The following is a 22,236-nucleotide window of genomic DNA, read 5'->3' as shown; positions in this document are numbered from 1 at the left end:
CGCAAGGCCCGCCCGCGCCGCGCCGTTGTCCGCTAGACTGCAGTCCGTGGAGGGCCGCAAGCTCGTCGTCTACATCGAGGACAACCCGAGCAACTTCGCTCTGGCCCGCAAGATCCTCGAGCTGTCCGGCGACTACGAGGTCATCGGCGCCAAGGACGGGGTGTCCGGCCTGGCCCTGGTGCGCGACCGGCGGCCCGATGTGGTCCTGCTCGACCTCGACCTGCCCGGCATCAGCGGGATCGAGGTGGTCCAGCGGATCCGCGCGACCCCCGACATCGCCGCGACGCCGGTCCTCGCAGTCACCGCCAGCGTGATGAAGCGCGAGCGCCGGCAGGCGATGGACGCGGGCTGCGATCGCTTCATCGAGAAGCCGTTCGACATCCACGAGCTGCGCAGCCAGGTCGACGAAGTGGCGGCGATCCAGCGCTGAGCCGGCGAGGTGGACGGCGTTCGCGGCGGCGTGGCCGATGAGCAACGGGCCGTGTGCGGGCGCCTCGTAGGCGGCGGCGCCTGGGACATGGGACACCAGCCGGCGATCGCACGCCGCGAGCGGGCCCCGGATCGATGCGCGGCGAGGGTCGCGGGGCCGGTGTCCGGGACGCCCTGTCCCCTCAGACAGTTGCTCGGACTTCGTAACGGCCGGCGCGCCTCGAGACGGCGATTGCCTCGTCCTGCGCAAACTCGGTGCCGGGGCGTCCCGGCCCCCGTCCTCCGGGAGCTCTCTGTTGGCGGTGACGGTCGGCTCCGCCGAGATCCGGGGCCCGCTCGCGGCTGAACCTCGGCCGTCCGCATGCATGTTCATAAAGGCATGACCGTTCGGACATGTGCGAACGGTCAGCTGGCGCGGCGGCCATCAGCTCGTGGCGATCTTGTCGGCCGGGACCTTCAAGGTGAGCTCGTCGCGGGGGGGTGCGGGCCACCGGGTCGGCCAGGTAGAGATGCCGCCGGGCGTTTGGCCCGGCCCGGCAGCTCGTCGCGCAGGAGCTCGGCGCGAGCGCTGAAGACCCGTCCGGCGCCGGCGTGCGAGGGCTGCCGAGCGCAGGATCGGATCGAGGGCGGGTGCGAGGGCAGGTTCGAGAGGGCAGGTTCGCAGGGGCATGTCCATGAGGGCATGCTCCTTCGGACATGTTCAACGAGTCAGCCGGCGCGGGCGGCCAGCAGCTCGCCGACGGCGGCCAGCTGCTCGGGGGTGTTGACGCCGGCGACCTCGTCGGCCGGGACCTTCAAGGTGAGCACGCCGCGGGGGGCGGCGCGGGCCACCAGGTCGGTCAGGTAGATCTCCCCCTGGGCGTTGGCCCGACCGAGGCTCGGCAGTTCGCTGCGCAGGAGCTCGGCGCGAGCGCAGTAGACCCCGGCGTTGCACTCCCGGATCGCGCGCGTGGCCGCGTCGGCGTCGCGCTCCTCGACGATCGCGTGGATCCGCCCGTGGTCGTCGCGGACGATCCGGCCATAGCCGTGCGGGTCGGCGGGCTCGAAGGTGGCGAGCGCCAGGCCGGCGCCGCTGGTTGCGCAGGCGTCGACGAGGCCGGCGAGGGTGTCGGGTCGCAGCAGCGGGACGTCACCGGAGAGGATGAGCACGGGACCGTCGTGATCGCCGATCGCGGGTAGTGCGCACTGGACCGCGTGGCCCGTGCCGAGCTGCTGGGGTTGGAGCACGAAGCGGAGGTCGGCGAACACGGGCCGCAGGGCCGCCTCGACCTGCTCGGCGCCGTGGCCCACGACGACGACGAGGCCGGCGACGCCGGCCGCCCGGGCGCTGCGCAAGACGTGCACGGCCAGCGGCTCGCCGGCCAGCGGGTGCAGGACCTTGGGCAGGTCGGAGCGCATGCGCGTGCCCTTGCCCGCGGCGAGGACGACGGCGATCGGGGGCGGCGAGGCGGTGACGGGGTCCGGTGGCACGCGCGGCGGACCTTAGCAAAATCGTCGCGACCTGGCGTTCGGGTCAGCCGGGCGGCCGGGCCGTGAGCTGCGCACGCGCGCGCGTGTTCGCGTGGGACAAGGTGGGACCTCGGCAGCGGCAGGCACCCCGGCGTCAGGGCGGGGCTGCGGGCCGCCAGGTTGCGCCGCAAGGTCCCCTGTGCGACCGTTGGTGTCGGTCCGCGCGCATCGGGATGGCACTCCGTAGCAACAGGTTGGCTCGTTGGAGCTCGGCGCCGATCGCCGTCGCGGTGCTAGCGCTCGCGTGCGGCGGGCCGACCGTCCGCACCGAGACCGGACCCGACGTGGCGACGCTGGTGGCGAAGAGCGGCGCCGACGAGCCGATCCGGCGCGAGCCGCCGATCTCGCTGACCGCGGCCGACGGGGCCGAGCTGCCGCTGCGGGTGCTGCGGGTCCGCGCGGTGCTCGATCAGCCGCTGGCGTTCACGGAGCTCGAGCTGGCGTTCGACAACCCGGAGGGCCGCACTCTGGCCGGTCGCCTGGCGCTGGCGATCCCGCCGGGCGCCCGCGTGACCCGCTTCGCGGCGTTCCGCGACGGGGCGTGGCAAGAGGCCGAGGTGGTGCCGCGGCGCACGGCGATCCAGCAGCTGGCGCTGGACCACGCGCCGCAGGAGCCGCAGCTGGTCGGCGCGCCCGAGGGCGAGCGCTTCGTCGCTCGCGTGGAGCCGATCGCGGCGCGGCAACAGACGCGGCTGATCGTCGCGTACACGCAGGAGATGCGCGGGCGCAGCGAGCCGTACCGCGTGCCGGTGGCCGGGCTGGCGCCGCTGCGCGAGCTGGCGGTGGCGCTGCGGTCGCGCGCGCCGCTGGTGATGGCCGGCGACCCGCTGTTCGCCGGGGTCCGCGGCGACGGCGAGTTCTACCGCTTCGCCGACGTCCGACCGACCGGCGACATCGTGGTGCAGCCGCACGGGCTGCGCGAGCTCGGCCTGCGCCACGACAACATGGTGGTGGCCCGGATCTCGCCGATCCCCCACGACCACCTCGACCCGATCGAGAGCCTGGCGATCCTGTTCGACACCAGCGCGTCGCAGGCGCTCGGCTGGGACACCCACGTCGACCGCCTCGGGCAGCTGATCACGGAGATCGGCGCACGTGTCCCCGAGGACATCCCGCTGCGCGTGGTGGCGTTCGACCAGGGCGCCGAGGTGGCGTACGAGGGCCCGATCCGCGGGTTCGGCGAGGCCGAGCTGGCGGCCGTCCGCTCGCGGCGGCCGCTCGGAGCGTCGAACCTGCTCGGGGCGCTGCGCTTCGCGGCCCGCGGCGGCGAGCGGCCGGCCCGGCGCATGCTGGTGATGACCGACGGGCTCATCACCGCCGGCGCGCACGCCGAGGCCGCGCTCGTCGCCGAGGCCGACCGGCTGCGCAAGCTCGGGGTGGCCCGGCTCGACGTGATGGTCGAGGGCGGGGCGGCCGACCCGGCGCTGTTGCGCGGGCTGACGGCGCTGACGCAGCTGGGCGCGCGGCCGGAGACGCTGAAGGCGATGGGCCACGAGCTGGCGTCGACGCGGCCGGGGCTGCTGCTGCGCAGCGGGGTGACGCCGCGGGTGGTGGCCCACCGCCTGACCCGCACCGTGGTCCGCGATGTCGAGGTGCGCGTGCCCGGCAGCGGCTGGGTCTACCCGCAGAAGCTCGAGAGCGTGCAGGCGGGCGACGACGTGCTGGTCTACGCCGAGTACGCCGAGGACGAGCTCGAGGTCGAGCTGGTCGGGCACGAGGTCGCGGCCCGCCACGGCGTGGCCCTGACGCGCTCGCCGTCGCCGCTGCTGCAGGACGCGTGGGCGGGGGCCCGCGCCGCCTGGCTGATCGACCAGGCCCGCTCGTGCGCCCGCGGGCCCGACGACACCTGCGACAAGTTCCGCGAGCGCGCGGTCGAGTTCTCGCTGTCGAACCGGATCGTCAACGACGCCACGGCGATGGTGGTGATCGGCTCGGCCCACGACTACGCTCGCTTCGGCCTCGACGGCACCTCGCTGCGCGACGTGCTCGCGGTCGGCAAGTTCGGCCCCGAGTGGCGCGAGGCGGCCCCGGTGCCGCTGCCCGACGAGCGCGTCGCCCCGCCGGCGCACGCGCTGCTGGCCGAGCTGCGCATGACCAGCTTCGACGCCGCCCCGCCCGTCAGCGCCGCCGCGCCGCCGGTGCCGCCGGTGCCTGTCCGTTCGCGCAGGTCCGAACGGCAAGGTCCGAAAGGACCTGTCCGCGAGAACAGCCGGGCCGACGCCGCGGCCGAGCAGGCCCGCGAGGACGCGCGCGACCGCCTGCGCGACAAGGACGCGGGGCTGCGCTTCGGGCCCCAGCGCACGCCGGCCGACGCCTACGAGGGCAACTTCCTGGCGGTGATGAACCTGCTCGGCGCGTGGGACGACAAGGGCAACGCGCTGAAGGTGGCGGAGCGGTGGCAGCGGGCGGCCCCGGCCGACGTGATGGCGCTGCTGGCCCTCGGCGAGGCGCTCGAGGCCAACCACCGCGACGACCTGGCGGCCCGCGCCTACGGCTCGCTGATCGATCTGTACCCCGGCCGCGCGGACGTGCGGCGCACCGCGGCGTCGCGGCTCGAGCGGACCGGCGAGGCCGCCAACTGGCTGGTGCTCGACGCCTACAGCCGGGCGATCGAGCAGCGCTACGACGACCCGGCCGGCTACCGCCTGTACGCCTACGCGCTGCTGCGGGCCGGCTACTTCGGCGAGGCGTGGGCGGCGTTGCTCGACGGCATGGCGTGGGCCCGCGTCGAGCCGAAGACCCGCGGGCTCGAGCGCGTGTTCAAGGACGACCTCGGCCTGGTGGCGGCGGCGTGGATCCGCCGCTGGCCCGAGCAGCGCGACTACGTGATGGAGTCGCTGCGCGTGCAGGAGGCCGAGCTGGCCGACCAGCCGTCGCTGCGCTTCGTGCTCAGCTGGGACAACGCGCAGGGCGACCTCGACCTGCACGTGCGCGACGGCCACGGCTGGCACGCGTTCTACCGCGAGAAGACGCTCGAGTCCGGCGGCCGCCTGCTCGACGACATGGACGCGGGCTACGGCCTCGAGGCGTTCGTCATCGACGGCTCGGCCAAGGCCTACCCGTACCGCCTCGAGGTCGGCTACTACGGCCGCAACGCCGACTACGGGGCGGGCAAGGTCCAGATCGTCGAGCACGACGGGGCGGGCCAGCTGTACTACGACGAGCGGCCGTTCGTGGTGCTCAAGCAGCGGGGTTACGTCGACCTCGGCGCGCTGACGGGCTCGCTGGCGCCGGTCGACGCGGGCGCGGTCGCGTCGCTGGCGTCGCCCGGCAAATGAGGTCACGCTCGAGGCATGCGCTTCGAGAAGGGCTACCGCAGCGACGACGTCATCGACCGCCGAGGTCAGCGGAGCGTCGGGGGCGGGGGCGGAGGCGGAGCGGTGCTCGGCCTGGTCGGCATGCTGCTGCGCTCGCGCTTCGGCTGGATCGGCGTGATCCTCACCCTCGTCCTCTACGTGGTGGTCGGCCGCTGCGAGCAGCAGGGCGCGTACCTGGCCGAGCAGCGCGACGCGCCGGTGGCCCCGGACAAGGCCGACGACCTGTCGAGCTTCGTCTCCTACGCGCTCGACGACGTGCAGGCCTCGTGGCTCGCGCGCTCGCCGATCGCGGTGTCCGGCGCCGGGCCGACGCCGTACCGCAAGGCCAAGCTGGTGCTGTTCACCGATCGCACGCCGACCGCCTGCGGCTACGGTGACGCCGCCTCGGGGCCGTTCTACTGCCCGGCCGACCAGCGCGTGTACATCGACCTCGGCTTCTACCGCGAGCTCCGCGACCGCCTCGGCGCCACCGGGGACTTCGCCCAGGCCTACGTGATCGCCCACGAGGTCGCGCACCACGTGCAGAACCTGCTGGGGCTGTCCGACAAGGTCCACGCCGCCTCGCCGCGCCAGCTGCAGGGCGCCGGCGGGCTGTCGGTGCGGCTCGAGCTGCAGGCCGACTGCCTCGCCGGCGTGTGGGCCCGCGACGCCGAGCTGCGCGGCAAGCTCGACCCCGGCGACATCGAGGAGGCGATGGGCGCGGCCGCGGCGATCGGCGACGACCGCCTGCAGAAGATGGCCCGCGGCACCGTCCAGCCGGAGTCGTTCAGCCACGGCACCTCGCAGCAGCGCGCGCGGTGGTTCCGCCGCGGCTACGAGTCGCACGAGGCCGCCCGGTGCGACACCTTCGACGCGGCCGAGCTGTGAGTGCGAGGATGTGCCGGAGGACATGCTCCATCGGACATGTCCCGAGAGCCACGACTTCGCTGCGCTGCGCACGTGGCGCACGCCACGTCGAATGCGACCGCAAGGCGGGCACGGGGCGGGCATTCGTCCGCGAGCTGTCGCTGAGGCGGCCGCCCGCGGCTTTATGAATGCAGCTTAACCGGCGGTTCAGCGCGAGCCTCCAGACCACCGTTCATGCTGGCCGGGCCGCGAGCTGCTCGCGCGCGGGTCCCCATGTCGACTGCAACCGCCAAGAAGCTCCTCCACGACGACGCGCAGCTGCCGGAGGCCGCCCGGCCCGACGTGCGCGAGCGGGTGCGGGCGGCGTTGGAGCACGCGTCGCACTACCTGCCGGCCCAGGCGCCGCTCGAGGTGTTCGTCCACCACAACACGCTGCACGCGTTCCAGCACCTGCACTTCCACGCGGCCATCCGCGAGGCGCAGAGCAAGCTGCGGGTGCGCGGGTACCTGACCAAAGAGACATACCGCGATCTGCTGGCGCGCGGACGGATCCGCGAGGACGACCTCGAGGCGGTGCTGGCCGACGAGCGGTTCTCGCCCGAGCCGATCGCGCCCGGCTTCCCCGGCCGCGACCTCGCCGCGGAGCTGGTGATCCGCCACGGCGTGGGCGCCGAGACGATCGCCCACCTGCGCTGGAACCTGGTCGAGAAGGACGCGGCCAACCGCTTCGACGGCGACATCCGCCAGGGCCCGCGCGACGCGATCGTCCGCAGCACGCGGGCCTGGCTCGAGCAGGAGGTCGCGGCCGCCGGCGGGCCCGCGGGGGCGCGCGAGGTCGCGGCCAAGGTCGTCAGCCCGACGCCCGGCGAGCGCGCGCTCGATCCGCTGCTCAAGCTCGGCGCGCTGCTCGGCCGCCGCGTCGACCCGCGCGACCTGATGGCGGCGTTCGCCTGCAACCCCGAGCTGTTCTCGGTGCGCGCGCTGTGGACCGCGTGCGTCCGCGCCTGCGAGCACCTCGAGGGCCAGCCGTGCCCGCAGGACACGCCGGCGGTGTTCCACCGCGACCTGCTGCTCCGCACCAGCGGCGAAGATCCCAACGACCTGGTCCACGCCCACCTGATCCCGCTGTGCGCGGCGTTCCTCGACCGCGGCCAGTCGTACTGGACGATGCCGGACCGCGAGCGCGGGTTCTTCCGCGCGTGGTCGAAGGTGCTGTCGTCGGGCCTCGGCGTGCGGCCGGCCTGGCTCGCGGGCCTCGGCGATCGCCTGCGCGACTGGGACGCGCGCAAGCTCGGCGCCGAGGATGTGGTCGTCGAGCTGCTGGCGGAGCTCGGGATCGAGGACGACGAGATCGAGGCGTTCGTCGAGCACACGCTGCTGCAGCTGCCCGGCTGGGCGGGGATGTTCCACCGCCTCGAGAGCGCGCCGGGGCCGATCGGCCGCACGCGCGCGCAGGTCCACCTCGACGACTACCTGGCGGTGCGGCTGGCGCTCGACCTGTTCGCGTACTGCGACATCGGGGCGCGGCTCGGGATCCGCGGCCAGGCCCGCGCGATCCGGGCGGCCTGCGCCGCGCTGCCGCAGATCTCGGGGCCGAAGCAGCGCGGCCGCCACGACACGTCGTGGCCGCTGTTCCGCCTGTGCCAGCTGGCCGGGGTGTCGGCGGCGACGATCTACGCGGCCAGCCGCGCCGACATCGAGGCGGTGCTCGCCTTCCTCGACGAGCTCGACGAGCCGACCCGCCTGCGCGTGCTTCACGAGGCCTACGAGCGCCGCTACCGCGTCGAGCTGCTCGACGCGCTGGCGGCCAACCTGGCCGCGCCGCCGCCGGTGGTGACGCGGCCGCGCCATCAGGTGGTGTTCTGCATCGACGACCGCTTCGAGTCGTCGCGCCGCCACCTCGAGGAGATCGCGCCCGAGTGCGAGACCCTCGCCGCGGCCGGGTTCTTCGGCCTGGCGATCGCGTACCAGGGCATCGACGATCCGAGCACGTTCCCGCTGTGCCCGGTGGTGGTCCAGCCGCAGCACCGGATCGAGGAGCAAGCGCTGACGCGGCAGTTCAGCATCGCCGAGCTGCGCGCGAGCCGGCGCCGTCAGCTCGGCGAGATCGAGACTGCGTGGGGGCGGATGTCGCGCTCGCTGCTGCTCGGATCGATCGTGACCGCGATCGCCGGGTTCTTCGCCGCGATCCCGCTGCTGGCCAACGTGTTCTCGCCGCGCGCGGCCGGGCGGGTGCGCAAGGCGATCGCCCGCTGGTGGCTGCCCGAGCCGATGACGCGGCTGACCGAGCTGCGCGCCGAGGAGGACGGGACCCGCACCGCGCAGGTGATGTCGGGCTTCACCCTCGACGAGATGGCGACCCGCGTGGCGGCGCTGCTCGAGAACATGGGCGTCGTCCACCGCTTCGGGAAGCTGGTGGTGGTGCTCGGCCACGACTCGACGAGCGTCAACAACCCGTACTTCCCGGCCTACTCGTGCGGCGCGTGCGGCGGCCGCTCGGGCGGGCCCAACGCGCGGCTGTTCGCGCGCATGGCCAATCAGCCAGGTGTGCGCGAGCGCCTGGCCGCCCGCGGGATCGCCATCCCCGAGGACACTGTGTTCGTCGGCGGGCTGTACGACACCGCCAACGACAACATCCGCCTGTACGACGCCGAGGACCTGCCGACCGCGGCGCTGCTCGAGCTGCGGATCTTGTCGCCGCAGCTCGAGGAGATGTGCCGCCGCAACGCCCACGAGCGCTGCCGCCGGTTCGCCGCGGCGCCGCGGCGGGCGTCGCCCGAGCGGGCCCAGCGGCACGTCGAGGGCCGCACCTTCGACCTGGCGCAGGCGCGGCCGGAGCTCGGCCACGCGACCAACGCGGCCTGCTTCGTCGGCCGGCGCGACCTGACCGCGGGCCTGTTCCTCGACCGGCGGGCCTTCCTCGTCTCGTACGATCCGCAGCAAGATCCGAAGGGCGCGATCCTCGAGCGGATCCTGCTCGCGGTCGGCCCGGTCGGCGCCGGCATCAACCTCGAGTACTTCTTCTCGACGGTCGACATGGAGCGCCTCGGCGCCGGGACCAAGCTGCCGCACAACGTGACCGGGCTGTTCGGGGTGATGAACGGGGCCAGCAGCGACCTGCGCACCGGCCTGCCGAAGCAGATGACGGAGGTCCACGAGCCGGTGCGCCTGCACCTGGTGGTCGAGGCCTCGCCGGCGACGCTGCTGGCGATCGCGGGCCGCCAGCCGAGCGTGGCCGAGCTGGTGACGAACGAGTGGCTGCGCCTGATCTCGGTCGACCCGGAGACGCGCGCGATCCAGGTGTTCGAGGCCCGCTTCGGCTTCCGCCCCTACACCCCGGTCAGCGCCGGGCTGCCGCGCGTGGCCCGCTCGAGCGACTGGTACGCCGGGCGCGACCACTTCCTGCCGCCGGCGCTGATCCGGCCCTGACCTTTCGGACATGGTCTTCGCGTCATGATCGACTCGAACTCCCTCGCTCACGTGATCGCGCTGGCCCCGGCCGCGCCGGCGCTCGGCGGCCTGATCATCGCGCTGCTGCTGGCGGCGCGGCTGGCCAGCGAGCGCCTGGTGGCGACCGTGGCCCAGACGGCGATCGGCCTCGGCTTCCTCGGCCTGCTGGTGGGCCTGCTCGGCTGGACGCTCGGGCCTGCGGGCCCGCTCCAGCTCGGGTTCGGCTCGTGGTACCAGGGGGCAGGCTACGACTTCCGCATCGACCTGCTGATCGACGGCCGCTCGGCGGCGGTGTCGGCCCTGGTGTCGCTGCTGCTGGCGGCCACCAGCCAGTTCTCGATCGCGTACCTGCACCGCGAGCCGGGCTTCAACCGCTTCTTCCTGCTGATGCTGCTGTTCGGCGCGGGCATGCAGACGCTGGTGCTGGCCGGCAACCTCGAGCTGCTGTTCGTCGGCTGGGAGATCGTCGGCATGACTTCGGTGCTGCTGGTCGGCTTCTTCCACGAGCGCCAGGGGCCGGTGAAGGCCGCCACCCGCGTGCTGGTGACGTACCGCCTGTGCGACATCGGCCTGCTGACGGCGGGGGTGTCGCTGCACCGCTGGCTGCACACGAGCGACTGGCTGGCGGCGGAGCAGGCGGCGCTGGCGAGCCCGTGGCCGTCGACGTTCGTCGGCCTGTCGCTGGTGTTCGCGGCGATGGGGAAGTCGGCCCAGTTCCCCCTCGGCGGCTGGCTGCCGCGGGCGATGGAGGGCCCGACGGCCTCCTCCGCGGTGTTCTACGGCAGCCTGTCGGTGCACGCGGGGGTCTATCTGCTGCTGCGCGCGGCGCCGCTGCTCGAGCACTCGTGGGCGGCGCAGACGATGATGATCGGGGTCGGCGCGATCACTGCGGTGATCTCGGCGATGAGCAGCCAGGCGAGCCCGGACGCCAAGTCGGCGCTGTCGTACGCGACGGCCAGCCAGGTCGGCCTGATGTTCGTGGAGATCGGGTTCGGGCTGTACACGATCGCGACGATCCACCTCGTCGCCCACGCGATGCTCCGCTACTACCAGTTCCTGCGCACGCCGTCGGCGCTGCAGGACGCGCTGGCCCGCCGCGCGGCGCTCGGCCGCACCGAGGCCGACGAGGGCGCGGTCCGCTGGGAGGCGCTCGGCCTGCGCACGCGACGGTACGTGTACCGCATGGCGATCGAGCGCTTCGACGTCGAGATCGCGCTCGAGCGCTACGTGGTCCGGCCGGTGATGGCGCTGTCGCGCCGGCTCGATCGGCTCGAGTCGCAGCTGCTGGCGCTGCACGGTGAGTCGGAGCGCCGCGGGCGTGCGCTGAAGGGAGACCGGCGATGAGCGCGTGGGTGCAGTACTCGCTGATCTTCCTGTGGCTGACGCCGCTGCTCGCGGCCGCGGCGCTGCGCTGGGGCGTGCGCGGGGCGGCCAAGCAGCGCGCGCTGTCGCTGGGCTTCGCGGTGCCGATCTTCCTGGTCGCGTGCGCGCTGTTCGTCCACGAGGGCACGCGCCACGCGTACAAGGAAGATCACCTCGAGCAGGGCCTGGGCTGGCTGCACAGCCACTTCGCGGTCGACGGCCTCAACGCGGTGCTGCTGCCGCTGACGGCCGGCCTGACGCTGGTGGCGCTGCTGATGACGCCGCGCGCGGACATGCGCGCGGGCCTGGCGGCGAAGATCATGGTGGTCGAGGGGGCGCTGATGGGCAGCTTCCTCGCGCTCGACGCCGGGCTGCTGTCGATCTTCGTGGTGCTGTCGCTGCTGCCGCTGTGGTTCGACGCGAAGCACCGCGGGTCGCGGCCGCTGCAGGTGATCATGAAGTCGCTGGTGGCGGCGACGACTGCGGCGCTGACCGTGGCGATGATCGGCCTGGCGCTGGAGGCCTCGGCGGCTGGCGTGGCGAACCCGCTCGACCTGGTGGCGCTGGCCAGCAGCCCGTACTCGCCATCGCCGTGGATCGGGACGCTGGTGCTGGCAGTGGCGCTGCTGCGCATGGGCATCGTGCCGCTGCACCTGTGGATCCCGGCGACGGCGCAGCACAGCACGCCGCACCTGGCCCTCGTGACATGTCTGACGCCGCTCGGGTCGTTCATGCTGGCCCGCCTGGCGCTGGCGATCTTCCCCCGCGTGCTCGGACCGGCGGCGCCGCTGCTGATGGCGGTGGGGGCGTTCACTGCCCTCTACGGGGCGTTCCTGGCGGTGGGACAATTCGACCTGCGCCGGATCGTGGCGTGGTTCTGGGTCAGCCAGTCGGGCCTGGTGTTGGCCGGCTTCGCTGGCCTCGACGACGCGAGCGTGTCCGGCGCGCTGTTGCAGGCGATGTCGACGGTGGTCGAGTGCGGCGGGCTGATGCTGCTGACTCTGGCGGTGGAGGTGCGCGCGAACACGACGGACCTGCGCAAGCTCGGCGGGCTGGCCCACAACGCGCCCCGCATGGCGACCGCGTATCTGATCCTGGCGGCGGCGGCGGTCGGGTTCCCGGGGACGATCTCGTTCGTGGCGGAGGACCTGGTCGGGCAGGGACTCCTGCGCGATCACCCGTTCGTGGTCGGGCTCTTGTTCATCGTGACCGCGGTCAACGGGATCACCCTGTGGCGCGCGTTCAAGCGCACGTTCCTCGGGCCGCCGTCGCCGCACGCGGACGACCTGCGTGGGTTCGAAGATCTGCGCCGCTGGGAGACTTATGCGATCGGCGGGATGATCGCGACGCTGCTGCTCGGAGGGTTCCTGCCGGAGCCGCTGCTGGCGGTCCGCCGCGGGGTGGTCGATGCGATCGGGCGCGTCGAGGCGGTGGCGCTGACGGCGGGCGAGGGGCACTGAGCGGACTGCGGGCGCGGCTCCGGGGGCGCTTCGTGTCGCCGGCACGGGGGATCGAATCGTGTCCGCGGCGAGCTGGCGCGGGCGCTTCGCGTATCGCCGGATGCGCCTCGCAAGGCGTCCGGGGATGACTCGGCTGCGAGTTCAGCGGCCCGATGACCCTCCTTCGCCGGGGTCATTTGGGCCTCGTGCACGACACAGCCGTGAGAAGCCGACCCTCCGTCGCGGGCTTCGATGTTGGCTGTCGTTTGGGACATGTCCTCAGGAAGATGTCCCGAGAGACATGGTGTCTCGCCGCTCGGACGTTCACGGCAGGGCGCAGACGCCGACGTTCTCCAGGCCGGGCGGGGCTTGGCCGGGGTCGTAGTAGGGCTGGCACTGCTGACCGAGGCCGGGGCAGGTGGGAGCGCTCAGGTCGCAGTACGGCGAGCAGCAGCCCGGGCCGTCGGGGCCGCTGGAGCACTCGTCGGCGGCTTCGCTGTCGACGCAGCTCAGGCCGGGGGCGCAGTACCAGTCGCCGCCGCAGCCCTCGAAGAGCTGGTTGGCGGGCAGGGCGACGACCTCGAGGCAGACGAAGTCGACGCCGGCGTACTGACAGCTGTCGCCGGCGGGGCAGTCCTGCAGCAGCGGATCACAGTGCGGGACGCACAGCGGGATGTGGTGGTAACCGAAGCACTCCGAGTCGGCGTCGCACTGCGGCTGGCCGGAGTTGTCGTGGCACATCACGGCGCAGGTGCCGGTGCCGGTCTGCGGATCGACGTCGTCGCAGAACAGGCCTACGTCGCAGGTGTCGGGGCCGTAATGACCCAGGACGAGCACCTGGCAGGCTTCGCCGGCCTGGTCCGGATCGGCGACGACGGGCGAGCAGGTGATGCTGTCGACGTCGAGCGGCGGCGGACCCTCGGCGGTGCACTTGAAGCCGCTCGGGCAGTCCTGCGAGTAGACGTCGCAGGCGGCCGGCGGATCGGGGGGGACGACGAAGACGGCCCCGCTGTCGCTGTCGTAGGTGGTGCAGGTGTCGTTGGAGGCGCAGGTCGAGCCGGCGGTGGTGTCGGAGTCGGCGGTGGTGCCGGTCGAAGTCTCGGCCGGCGGGCCCGACTCCGAGGCGTGGCCGGAATTCCCGCCGGTGAGGATCGGATCGAGGATCTCCAGGTCGCAAGCGGCGAGGGCGAGGGCGAGGACGAGCGGTGATCGCGGTGAGAGGCGCATACGCAGAGGTCGTGCGGGGGCCGGGTGACGGCTCAATTGTTTTCGCGCATCGGCGGATCGAGCGGTGCGCGACCGGGATCGCCGCCGCCGCCGCCGCGCGGCGAAGGGGTGGACCGCGGACGCGAACGCTGCGGGCCTCCGTGGCGAACCCCACGGCCAGGGGGGCTGTTCTCTGGTGGTGCTCGAAGGTTCGGTGCGGCGCCGTTCCGGCGCGAAGCGATGGCCGGTGAGCGGGCCTCGTCAAGTCGATGGCCCTTGAAACATGTCCTCATGGACATGCTCAGGGGCCTCGACGTCGCGGCGCGGCGCGAAGGGGGAGCTACGCTGCCTCGATGGTGTCGTCCCCCGCCGATGCACTGGTCTGTACGGTGTGCTACTTGTCGCGGCGGCCGCGGATGTATGTGCCGACGGGCACGCTCCAGGAGGTCGTGGCGTACTTCTTCGGCTGCTGCGACATGTTTCGCCTGCCCGAGGACGATACGCCGGAGATCCCGATCTCGTGGCGATTCGCGCGATGGCTGTGCGAGCGGCACGGCGAGCCGGTGACGATCCAGCCGGCCGAGTTCTGCGCGGTGCTGTCGCGCCTGTCGCCTGCGCCGATCGAGGCGCTGTGGCACGAGTTCGAGCTGTTCGCGGAGGAACACCTGGGGGTGCCGCGCGGGACCTATCCGCTCGTGATCAGGGTGACGTGCGGCTACGTGACCGCGGGCGAGCTCCCGTGACCGCGGAAGACGCGGGTGCGTCGAGGCTCGAGGACATGGCGAAAAGACCATGTGTTTAGCAGCATGTTCTTGGCGGCATGTCCTCGAGGACATGCGAATCGGAGTCACTGCTCGCCGGGCGTGGCGGCGTTGCGCTCGCGCAGGCGGCGGCCGCGGCTGGTGCGGTCGAGGTCGACGTGCGGAGCGGCGTGGTAGTACTGCATCAGCTCGCCGACGCGACGGGGGGCCGACTCGGCGAGGTTGTTGCGCTCGCCGAAGTCGCCGCTGAGGTCGTAGAGCTCGGTGAGGTTGTCGCCGGGGCGGACGAGCAGCTTGTAGGGCCAGGCGATGACGCCGTACTGGTCGCTCTCGTTGAGGATCAGCGGGCGGCCGCGCGGGCGCAGCTCGTCGGGGGCGCCGGGGACGAGGTGCGGCAGGAGGCTGCGGCCGTCGAGGCCGGCGAGCGGCTCGGCGGCGAGGAGGTCGAGGAGGGTGGGGGTGACGTCGAGGATCGAGACCGGGTCGGTGGCGAGCCGGCCGGGCTCGCCGGGGATCCGGATCGCCAGCGGGACGTGGATCAGCGGGTTGTAGAGGACGCGGCCGTGGTTGTCGGGCAGGCGCGGGTCCTCGCCGAGGCCCTCGCCGTGATCGCTGACGAGGACGACGAGGGTCTTGTCCCACAGCTGGCGGGTGACGAGCTCGTCGACGAGGACGCCGATCTGCTCGTCGACGAGCCGGAGCATGGCCCGGTACTTCTCGCGCCGGCCGAGCCGCGGGTTCGGGTTGCCGAGGACGCGCCGCAGGCTGCGGTCGCCGCCGTCGACCTCGTCGTGCTCGTGGACGTCGAAGTAGTGCAGCCACAGGAAGAACGGGGCCGGGGCGCCCTGCTCGGCGGCCTGCTTGCGCTGGTCGAGGAAGGCGAGGCCGAGGCCGGTGGTCCGCGCGGAGGTGCTGTACGAGCCGACGTCGCGCTGGCCGGCGTCGTTGACCAGGCGGTCGTGGCTGTGGAGGCCGCGGGTCAGGAGGGTCTTGCCGGCGTAGCGCAGGACCTCGCTGGGGATGACGCCGTGGGCGACGCGGCCGGCGTCGTGCAGCGACTCGGCGAGGGTCTTCTCGACGTGGGTGAAGGGGTCGATGCGGCCGGTGAGGATGCCGGAGAGCGAGAGGTCGGTGCCGGCCGAGGGCGCGAAGGCGCGGGTGAACACGGTCGAGTCGGCGAACAGCTGGAACAGCCGCGGGTACTCGGCGCGGTTCTCGGGGCTGTCCGCGAGGACATCCGCGCGCAGGGCGTCGATGCTGAGCAGGACGACGTGCATCGGCGCGGTGCGGCGCAAGAACTCGCGCACCTCGGGCTCGTCGCGCCACTGGCCCTGCTTGCGCGCGGCGACCTCGTCGGCCTGCGCCAGCGCGGCGGCCAGATCCTCGCGCGCGACGTAGCCGTCGCAGTCCTCGTCGACGTCGTTGCCGATGATCTCGCGCGCCTCGGGGTGGACCTGCGGGTCGGTGTCGTCGCAGTCGGCGCCGCCGAGCGCGGGCGAGTGGCCGTCGCCGTCGGCGTCGACGAGGGCGCGGACGACCCGCGCGAGCAGGCGGGTGTGCATGCCCTGGGTGGCGACGACGAAGCGGGTGTCGGGGTCGCGCAGGCCGAGCTGGACGCAGGCGACGAGGTTGGCGACCACGGCCATGACCGCGCTGATGAGGCCCGCCAGCGCGAGGGCGCGGCCCTGGGCGACGGGGGCGCGGCGCTCGACCTGGTCGTAGCGCCAGGGCCGGGTGAAGCCGAGCCACAGCGACAGGCCGGCGGCCGCGACGGCGCCGACGACCAGCATGGTGTGGAGGTCGGGGTACTCGCTGCGCAGGAAGCTGCGGTTGACGTACTCGCAGGCGACGGCGCCGAGACCCAGGACGGCGGCGATCAGGCGCCGGCGACGGATGAACACCGGCAGCGCGGCGCCCTTCGGCGGGGCCCGGCCGACGGTGTCGGGCCGCGGGTACTGCAGCCACCTGCCACCTGGCCAAAAGGCCAGGGTGAGACCGAGCCAGCCGAACAGCGGGACCCACACGAAGGCCGTGCTCGCGCCGGGCAGGGTGCTGGCGAAGGCGCCGTCGAACAGGTGGCGGGCGACCGGGATCAGGACCGGGAGGCAGCAGGTGGCCCGCACCGCGGCGGTCGCCAGCGGGCGCGAGCGCAGGCGGGCGACCAGCCACTCGGCGAGCGCGAGGACGCAGCCGATCGCGGCCCCGAGCGCGAGGATCAGCGACCAGGCGGCCCAGATCGCGCCGAGGTCGGCGCCCGCCCCGAGCGCGCGGTGCTCGATCGGGGCGATGGCGACGGCGCCGAGCAGGCCGACGGCCAGGCCGGCGATCACGCCGCGCGAGGGCTGGACCCGCGGGCGCCGGGCCCGGAGGCCGCTGCGCACCTCGGGCAGGTCGCGCACCGTGGCGCGCAGGGCCTCGTCGTCGGCCGTCGGCGGCGCGGCGACTGCGGGCGACGAGGGGTCTTCGTCGCCGTCGGGGAGGGGAGTGATGCGATCGTCGTCGCTCACTCCGCGCCCTGGGTGGTGGCGGCCTGGCCGGGCAAGAGGTCGTCGCGCATGCGGACGTACAGCTCGCCGCCGCCGGCGCGGAACTCCTCAGCCTTCTCGCGCATGCCGCGGGCGATCGCGGACTCGTCGAGACCTGTCCCCGGGGACACGTCCGCCGCCTCGCTGAGGTCGCGCAGGTCCTGGGTCAGCTTCATCGAGCAGAAGTGCGGGCCGCACATCGAGCAGAAGTGGGCGTCCTTGGCCGGCTCGGCCGGCAAGGTCTCGTCGTGGAAGGCCTGCGCGGTCTCGGGGTCGAGCGAGAGGTTGAACTGGTCGCGCCAGCGGAACTCGAAGCGGGCCTTGCTGAGCGCGTCGTCGCGGGCCTGGGCGCCGGAGTGGCCCTTGGCGAGGTCGGCGGCGTGGGCGGCGATCTTGTAGGCGATGACGCCGGCCTTGACGTCGTCGCGGTCGGGCAGGCCGAGGTGCTCCTTCGGGGTGACGTAGCAGAGCATCGCCGTGCCGTACCAGCCGATCATCGCCGCGCCGATCGCCGAGGTGATGTGGTCGTAGCCGGGGGCGATGTCGGTGGTCAGCGGGCCGAGCGTGTAGAACGGCGCCTCGTGGCACAGGCGCAGCTGCTCGTCCATGTTCTCCCGGATCTTGTTCATCGGCACGTGGCCGGGGCCCTCGATCATGACCTGGACGTCGTGGCGCCAGGCGACCTCGGTCAGCTCGCCGAGCGTGCGCAGCTCGCCGAATTGGGCCGCGTCGTTGGCGTCGGCGATGCACCCGGGGCGCAGGCCGTCGCCGAGCGAGAAGCTGATGTCGTACTTCTTCATCAGCTCGCAGATCCGCTCGAACTCGGTGTAGAGGAAGTTCTCCTTGTGGTGGTGCAGGCACCACTTGGCCAGGATCGAGCCGCCGCGCGAGACGATGCCGGTGACGCGCCGGGCGGTCAGTGGGACGTAGCGCAGCAGCACGCCGGCGTGGATCGTGAAGTAGTCGACGCCCTGCTCGGCCTGCTCCTCGAGCGTCTCCATGAAGATGTCGATGTTCAGGTCCTCGACCTTGCCCTTGACCTTCTCGAGCGCCTGATAGATCGGCACCGTGCCGATCGGGACCGGCGCGTTGCGCAGGATCCACTCCCGCGTCTCCTTGATCTGCTTGCCGGTCGACAGGTCCATCACGGTGTCGGCGCCCCAGCGCGTCGACCACTGCAGCTTCTCGACCTCGTCCTCGATCTTGCTCGACACGGCGCTGTTGCCGATGTTGGCGTTGATCTTGACCAGGAAATTGCGGCCGATGATCATCGGCTCGAGCTCGGGGTGCTTGATGTTGGCGGGGATGATGGCCCGCCCGCGCGCGACCTCGCTGCGCACGAACTCCGGGTCGACCTGCTCGCGGATGGCGACGAACCGCATCTCCTCGGTGACGAGGCCCTGGCGGGCGTAGTGCATCTGCGTGTGGTTGCCGTCGCTCTCGGTGAGGCGCGCCGCGATCCAGTCCTGGCGGCGCGGCGGCAACCCGGCCCTCGGGTCATGTCCTTGAGGACCGGTGGTGTCGTAGACCACCACGTCGGGGTGGTCGCCCGTCTGCTGGATGCTGCGGAACGGGACCTTGAGGTCGCCGACCTCGACCTTGGTCGAGCTCGGGAAGCTGGTGTGGAGAGGAGGGACAGGACGCAGCGGGTGTACGTCGGGGCCCGCGATGGGCAATCCTGCGCGCCGCGCAGAGCTGTCGGATGTGTCGTCTTGACGGTCCATTCGCACTTTCCTCCGCCGGAATTATCCGGATCAGGTTCGAGGGGTATGTTCTCAGGCCGTATGGCCACCCCCAGGCGAGACGGGGACGATACGGCAGTTGCCCGCGGCGGGCACGTGATCTGCGCGAGAAAAAGCCTGTGCGCTAGTGTTTCTGCGCAACGAACGGCAAGGCCGAGGTCTGCAGACCCCGGTTCCGACGCGGCTCGCCCGTGAGGGCACAAAATCGCGCGGAACACCGTTTATTGTGCGTTTCGTCCGCTCATGGTCCGCCCGCGAGGGGTTGGATCACAGCCTCGGGGATCGGAGCATTTCCCGTTGCACTTCGGCAATTCGCCGGCGCGTCCCCCCTGTCGCGCCCGGCCCTGAGCGACGCGACGCGAACGCCTCGCCGGCAAGCACGCCGGTCGGGGCTCGCGCCACCGAACTCGTACCACGCAGGACCCCTATGCATCCCCACAAGCACGCTCTCATCTCCCTCTGCGCGACCGCCGTGGCCCTCGCCCTGACCGGGTGCGGGACCTCCGACTCGCCGGGCAAGGACACCGACAGCGAGACCTCGACCTCGACCGGCGCGACCACCGACGCGCCGACCGACACGGGCAGCGTGACGGAGAGCGGACCGGCCTCGTGCGGCGACGGCGTGCAGGACGCCGGCGAGGAGTGCGACGACGGCGCCGACAACGGGGCGGATCGCCCCTGCACCCCGAAGTGCACCAAGGTGGCCTGCGGCGACGGCTTCCAGGGCCCCGGCGAGGGCTGCGACGACGGCAACACCAACGACGGCGACTCGTGCACGAGCGCCTGCCAGGCCCCGGGCTGCGGCGACGGGGTGGTCAGCGTCGGCGAAGAGTGCGACGACATGAACATCGACAACAGCGACGGCTGCCTCAACAGCTGTCAGCTGGCGAGCTGCGGCGACGGCTACGTGTTCAACGGCACGGAGCCGTGCGACGACGGCGACGACGACAACAGCGACGGCTGCCTCGACACCTGCGAGGTCGCCCAGTGCGGCGACGGCTTCGTCCGCGACAGCTTCGAGAGCTGCGACGACGGCGACGGCGACAACGGCAACGAGTGCCTCAACAACTGCCAGGTGGCCCGCTGCGGCGACGGCTTCGTGCAGGACGGGGTCGAGGCCTGCGACGACGGCAACGAGATCGACAACGACGCCTGCAAGAACGACTGCAGCGCGCCCGCCAGCTGCGTCGACGGCGAGCAGAACGGCGGCGAGAGCGACGTCGACTGCGGCGGCCTGCACTGCTTCGGCTGCCTCGACGAGCAGATCTGCGAGTCGAACCTCGACTGCATGTCGAGCTACTGTCACGAGAGCCTGTGCGTGTCGCCCCGCCACTGTCGCGACGTCCGCGACCTCGGGCTCGAGACGGAGGACGGGGTCTACAGCATCGACCCCGACGGCCAGGACGGCCCGCTGCCTCCGACGCAGGTGTTCTGCGAGATGACGTTCAACGGCGGCGGCTGGCAGGCCGTGTACAACATGATGGACAAGCCGATCGGCGAGGCGGCGGCGCAGGTGATGCTCGACAGCCTGATGAACAACGGCCCGGCCGCGCCGGTGCTGCCGAACTCGAACAGCCCGGCGGTCCTCACCGAGGGCCTGAACCTGGGCGACTTCACCGAGGTGGTGTTCGGCTGGGCGCCCACGAGCAACAGCGACGTGGCCCGCTACGGCCGCCTCGAGTCGCCGACCGGCCTGGCCGGGGTGTGCTACCTCGACGGCTTCTGCGGCGAGGGCGTGGAGGTCGGCGAGTTCGACATCGTGCCGACCGGCAACACCCGCCTGCTCCGCACCGGCGACGGCGACGACTTCCCCCACGTGGGCCTCGGCTACGACGAGCAGATCATGCTGTGGGGCTACGACCGCCAGGCGTCGATCTTCAGCAACTGGGCCAACTGGAACGACCAGGGGACGTGCTGCAAGGCGGGCAACATCGAGGCGATCGAGGTGCCGGGCTGGCGCTACACGATCTACGTGCGCTGATCCGAGCAGCGCGATGGGACATGTCTTCAAGGGAATGTTCTTGAGGACATGTTTGTGAGGACATGCTCGAGAGGATACCCGGCGCGGGGCCGCGCGAGGTCGCGGCTCGTCGCCGGCGAGCGCCGGACGGTCGGGTCGTGACGCACGAGGCCGTACTGCCGGGTGTTCTCGCCGAGCATCCGGCAGCGGGCCGGGAGTGCGCCGGCGTGCAGGACGGGCGGCCCACGAGCCGCTCGCCCGGCGCTCGTCGACGCCGCGGTCGAGCTCGACCTGTTCGAGCTCGAGTTCACCCGCCGGCGAGCCGGCGTGGTAGCCTCGCGCCCGCTCATGGTCCGCGCTCGATTCCTGTGGATGGTAGCGATGGTAGCGATCGCGGCGGGCTGTCGCCCCGAAGGCCGGAGCACGCCGCCGCCGGTCGCGGAGTGCAGCGAGCGCGACCCGGCCGCCTGCGTCGAACTGTGTGAGCGCGGGGAGGCGCGCGGCTGCGAGGCGCTGGCCAAGGCGGTGTCGCCGGGCGACCCGGAGCGCGCTGCCGCGGCGCTCCGCACCAACTGCGACGCCGGAAACGCTGCGTCGTGCAACGACCTCGGCTTGTGGCGCATGGCCGGCAAGCACGGGCCGCGCGATCTGGCGGCGGCCCTGGCGTTGTTTCGACGCGGTTGCGACGCGCGCTTGCCTGCGGCCTGCGCCAACTTCGGGGCGGTGTTGCTGAACGGCGGCGACGGGGTGGCTTCGGACCCGGCGCGGGCGCTGGCCGCGTTCACGGTCGCGTGCGACGGCGGCGACGCGAGCGGCTGCTCGAACCTCGGGACGCTGTACGGCACCGGCACCGGGGTGCCTCTCGATTATCCGAAGGCGATGACGTTGTTCGAACTCGGCTGCACCGGCGGCAGCGGGCAGGCGTGCGCGAACCTCGGCCAGGCCCACGAGAAAGGGGTCGCCGGACCGGCAGACCCGGCGCTGGCGGCCAAATACTACGAGCGCGGCTGCACCGCGGGAGCCTCGGACGCCTGCGCGTTCCTCGGGGGGCTGTACGCCCAGGGACGCGGCGTGACGGAGAACCTCGAGCGGGCGATCGAGCTGATGGGCACGAGCTGCGAGTTCGGCGGGCTCGACGCCTGCTCGGACCTCGGCATCATGCTCATCCTCGGTCAGGGCGTCGCGCCGGAGCCGGAGCGCGGGGTGCGGACCCTTCAGAAAGCCTGCGACGCGGGTGGCGCCCGCGCGTGCAGCAACCTCGCGGCGGCCCGCCTCGACGGCCACGGCGGCGTGACGGTCGACCGCGACCAGGGGCGACGGCTGGCCGAGAAGGCCTGCGAGCTCGGCGAAGCGCACGGCTGCGACATGCTGCAGCGGCTCCGCGCTCAGTGAGACTCGTCGCATGTCTGAAAGGACATGCGGTGATTTTCGTGTCCTCGCGCGCGCCGAAGCTCGTGGCGGCGCCGCGGTGTCGCGGCATCCAGCGCCGCGGATGAAGCCCGCCTGGCGCGAGTCGGACGCGACGCCATGAACGAGCCGGGGCGCTCGTGGTGAGGCGACGCCGTCGCCGCGAGCGCGAACCGTCCCGCGGTCACGATTCGCGCCGTTGCGAATGGGTGCTGCGCCGTCTGCAGGCGCGGCCCCGGCGGGCCCATCGGAGACGGACGCCGCGGCGTCGGCGAGCGCCCGT

At 72.6% G+C, this 22,236-nt stretch carries 13 protein-coding genes and 1 riboswitch; of the genes, 9 read left to right on the top strand and 4 right to left on the bottom strand.

Annotated elements, in window-relative coordinates:
- The first annotated feature begins 46 nt into the window (after positions 1 to 46).
- Positions 47 to 430 carry a response regulator gene (locus tag O0S08_RS25260; protein ID WP_211302558.1) on the top strand — a complete coding sequence of 128 codons (384 nt, stop codon included), beginning with the start codon at positions 47 to 49 and terminating at the stop codon, positions 428 to 430.
- A 707-nt stretch (positions 431 to 1,137) separates the two neighbouring features.
- On the opposite strand, the gene O0S08_RS25255 is transcribed toward O0S08_RS25260, so the two are convergent.
- On the bottom strand, positions 1,138 to 1,899 hold the full coding sequence (locus O0S08_RS25255) for a sugar phosphate nucleotidyltransferase (RefSeq protein WP_269041808.1): 762 nt from the start codon (positions 1,897 to 1,899) through the stop codon (positions 1,138 to 1,140).
- A gap of 233 nt (positions 1,900 to 2,132) precedes the next feature.
- Here O0S08_RS25255 and O0S08_RS25250 point away from each other — a divergent pair, with 233 nt between their 5' ends.
- From O0S08_RS25250 to O0S08_RS25230, 5 genes are all read left to right on the top strand, one after another.
- Complete coding sequence (locus tag O0S08_RS25250) at positions 2,133 to 5,216, top strand: DUF2135 domain-containing protein (RefSeq protein ID WP_269041807.1); 3,084 nt, start codon at positions 2,133 to 2,135, stop codon at positions 5,214 to 5,216.
- 15 nt (positions 5,217 to 5,231) lie between these two features.
- On the top strand, positions 5,232 to 6,122 hold the full coding sequence (gene ypfJ / locus O0S08_RS25245; RefSeq protein WP_269041806.1) for a KPN_02809 family neutral zinc metallopeptidase: 891 nt from the start codon (positions 5,232 to 5,234) through the stop codon (positions 6,120 to 6,122).
- Positions 6,123 to 6,374: 252 nt separating this feature from the next.
- Complete coding sequence (locus tag O0S08_RS25240; protein WP_269041805.1) at positions 6,375 to 9,530, top strand: DUF2309 domain-containing protein; 3,156 nt, start codon at positions 6,375 to 6,377, stop codon at positions 9,528 to 9,530.
- A gap of 24 nt (positions 9,531 to 9,554) precedes the next feature.
- Positions 9,555 to 10,895 (top strand): proton-conducting transporter transmembrane domain-containing protein, encoded by a 1,341-nt coding sequence (locus O0S08_RS25235; RefSeq protein ID WP_269041804.1) that lies wholly within the window; start codon positions 9,555 to 9,557, stop codon positions 10,893 to 10,895.
- Positions 10,892 to 12,373, top strand: coding sequence for a proton-conducting transporter transmembrane domain-containing protein (locus O0S08_RS25230; protein WP_269041803.1), 1,482 nt, complete (start codon positions 10,892 to 10,894; stop codon positions 12,371 to 12,373). Before O0S08_RS25235 ends, O0S08_RS25230 begins: the two co-directional genes overlap by 4 nt.
- Positions 12,374 to 12,676: 303 nt before the next feature.
- Here the strand turns inward: O0S08_RS25230 and O0S08_RS25225 are convergent, their stop codons facing one another.
- Positions 12,677 to 13,579: a hypothetical protein gene (locus tag O0S08_RS25225; RefSeq protein ID WP_269041802.1), complete on the bottom strand. Its 903-nt coding sequence runs from the start codon at positions 13,577 to 13,579 to the stop codon at positions 12,677 to 12,679.
- 332 nt (positions 13,580 to 13,911) lie between these two features.
- Here O0S08_RS25225 and O0S08_RS25220 point away from each other — a divergent pair, with 332 nt between their 5' ends.
- Entirely contained in the window at positions 13,912 to 14,301 is a 390-nt protein-coding gene (locus O0S08_RS25220; RefSeq protein ID WP_269041801.1) for a hypothetical protein, read from the top strand.
- Between the two features lie 104 nt (positions 14,302 to 14,405).
- On the opposite strand, the gene O0S08_RS25215 is transcribed toward O0S08_RS25220, so the two are convergent.
- The gene (locus tag O0S08_RS25215; RefSeq protein ID WP_269041800.1) at positions 14,406 to 16,826 is read right to left on the bottom strand and encodes a sulfatase-like hydrolase/transferase; all 2,421 of its coding nucleotides are present in this window, start codon (positions 16,824 to 16,826) and stop codon (positions 14,406 to 14,408) included.
- Positions 16,823 to 18,568 carry a phosphomethylpyrimidine synthase ThiC gene (gene thiC / locus O0S08_RS25210; protein ID WP_269041799.1) on the bottom strand — a complete coding sequence of 582 codons (1,746 nt, stop codon included), beginning with the start codon at positions 18,566 to 18,568 and terminating at the stop codon, positions 16,823 to 16,825. The genes O0S08_RS25215 and thiC overlap by 4 nt, the downstream gene beginning before the upstream one ends.
- A riboswitch (TPP riboswitch) is annotated at positions 18,558 to 18,650 on the bottom strand. Its footprint overlaps the gene before it by 11 nt.
- A gap of 363 nt (positions 18,651 to 19,013) precedes the next feature.
- Here thiC and O0S08_RS25205 point away from each other — a divergent pair.
- Complete coding sequence (locus O0S08_RS25205; protein WP_269041798.1) at positions 19,014 to 20,567, top strand: DUF4215 domain-containing protein; 1,554 nt, start codon at positions 19,014 to 19,016, stop codon at positions 20,565 to 20,567.
- 162 nt (positions 20,568 to 20,729) lie between these two features.
- The gene (locus tag O0S08_RS25200) at positions 20,730 to 21,938 is read left to right on the top strand and encodes a tetratricopeptide repeat protein (RefSeq protein ID WP_269041797.1); all 1,209 of its coding nucleotides are present in this window, start codon (positions 20,730 to 20,732) and stop codon (positions 21,936 to 21,938) included.
- Positions 21,939 to 22,236: the final 298 nt, after the last annotated feature.

The organism is Nannocystis punicea, assembly GCF_026965555.1.
Classification (GTDB): Bacteria; Myxococcota_A; Polyangia; order Nannocystales; family Nannocystaceae; genus Nannocystis; species Nannocystis punicea.
This window is presented reverse-complemented; position numbering and strand designations above follow the sequence as displayed.

What these genes read in the sequence shown, in the direction of transcription:
- ypfJ (WP_269041806.1), top strand. Translation starts at nt 5,232, where the DNA reads ATGCGCTTCGAGAAGGGCTACCGCAGCGACGACGTCATCGACCGCCGA.
- O0S08_RS25240 (WP_269041805.1), top strand. Translation starts at nt 6,375, where the DNA reads ATGTCGACTGCAACCGCCAAGAAGCTCCTCCACGACGACGCGCAGCTG.
- O0S08_RS25235 (WP_269041804.1), top strand. Translation starts at nt 9,555, where the DNA reads ATGATCGACTCGAACTCCCTCGCTCACGTGATCGCGCTGGCCCCGGCC.
- O0S08_RS25230 (WP_269041803.1), top strand. Translation starts at nt 10,892, where the DNA reads ATGAGCGCGTGGGTGCAGTACTCGCTGATCTTCCTGTGGCTGACGCCG.
- O0S08_RS25225 (WP_269041802.1), bottom strand. Translation starts at nt 13,579, where the DNA reads ATGCGCCTCTCACCGCGATCACCGCTCGTCCTCGCCCTCGCCCTCGCC.
- O0S08_RS25220 (WP_269041801.1), top strand. Translation starts at nt 13,912, where the DNA reads ATGGTGTCGTCCCCCGCCGATGCACTGGTCTGTACGGTGTGCTACTTG.
- thiC (WP_269041799.1), bottom strand. Translation starts at nt 18,568, where the DNA reads ATGGACCGTCAAGACGACACATCCGACAGCTCTGCGCGGCGCGCAGGA.
- O0S08_RS25205 (WP_269041798.1), top strand. Translation starts at nt 19,014, where the DNA reads ATGCATCCCCACAAGCACGCTCTCATCTCCCTCTGCGCGACCGCCGTG.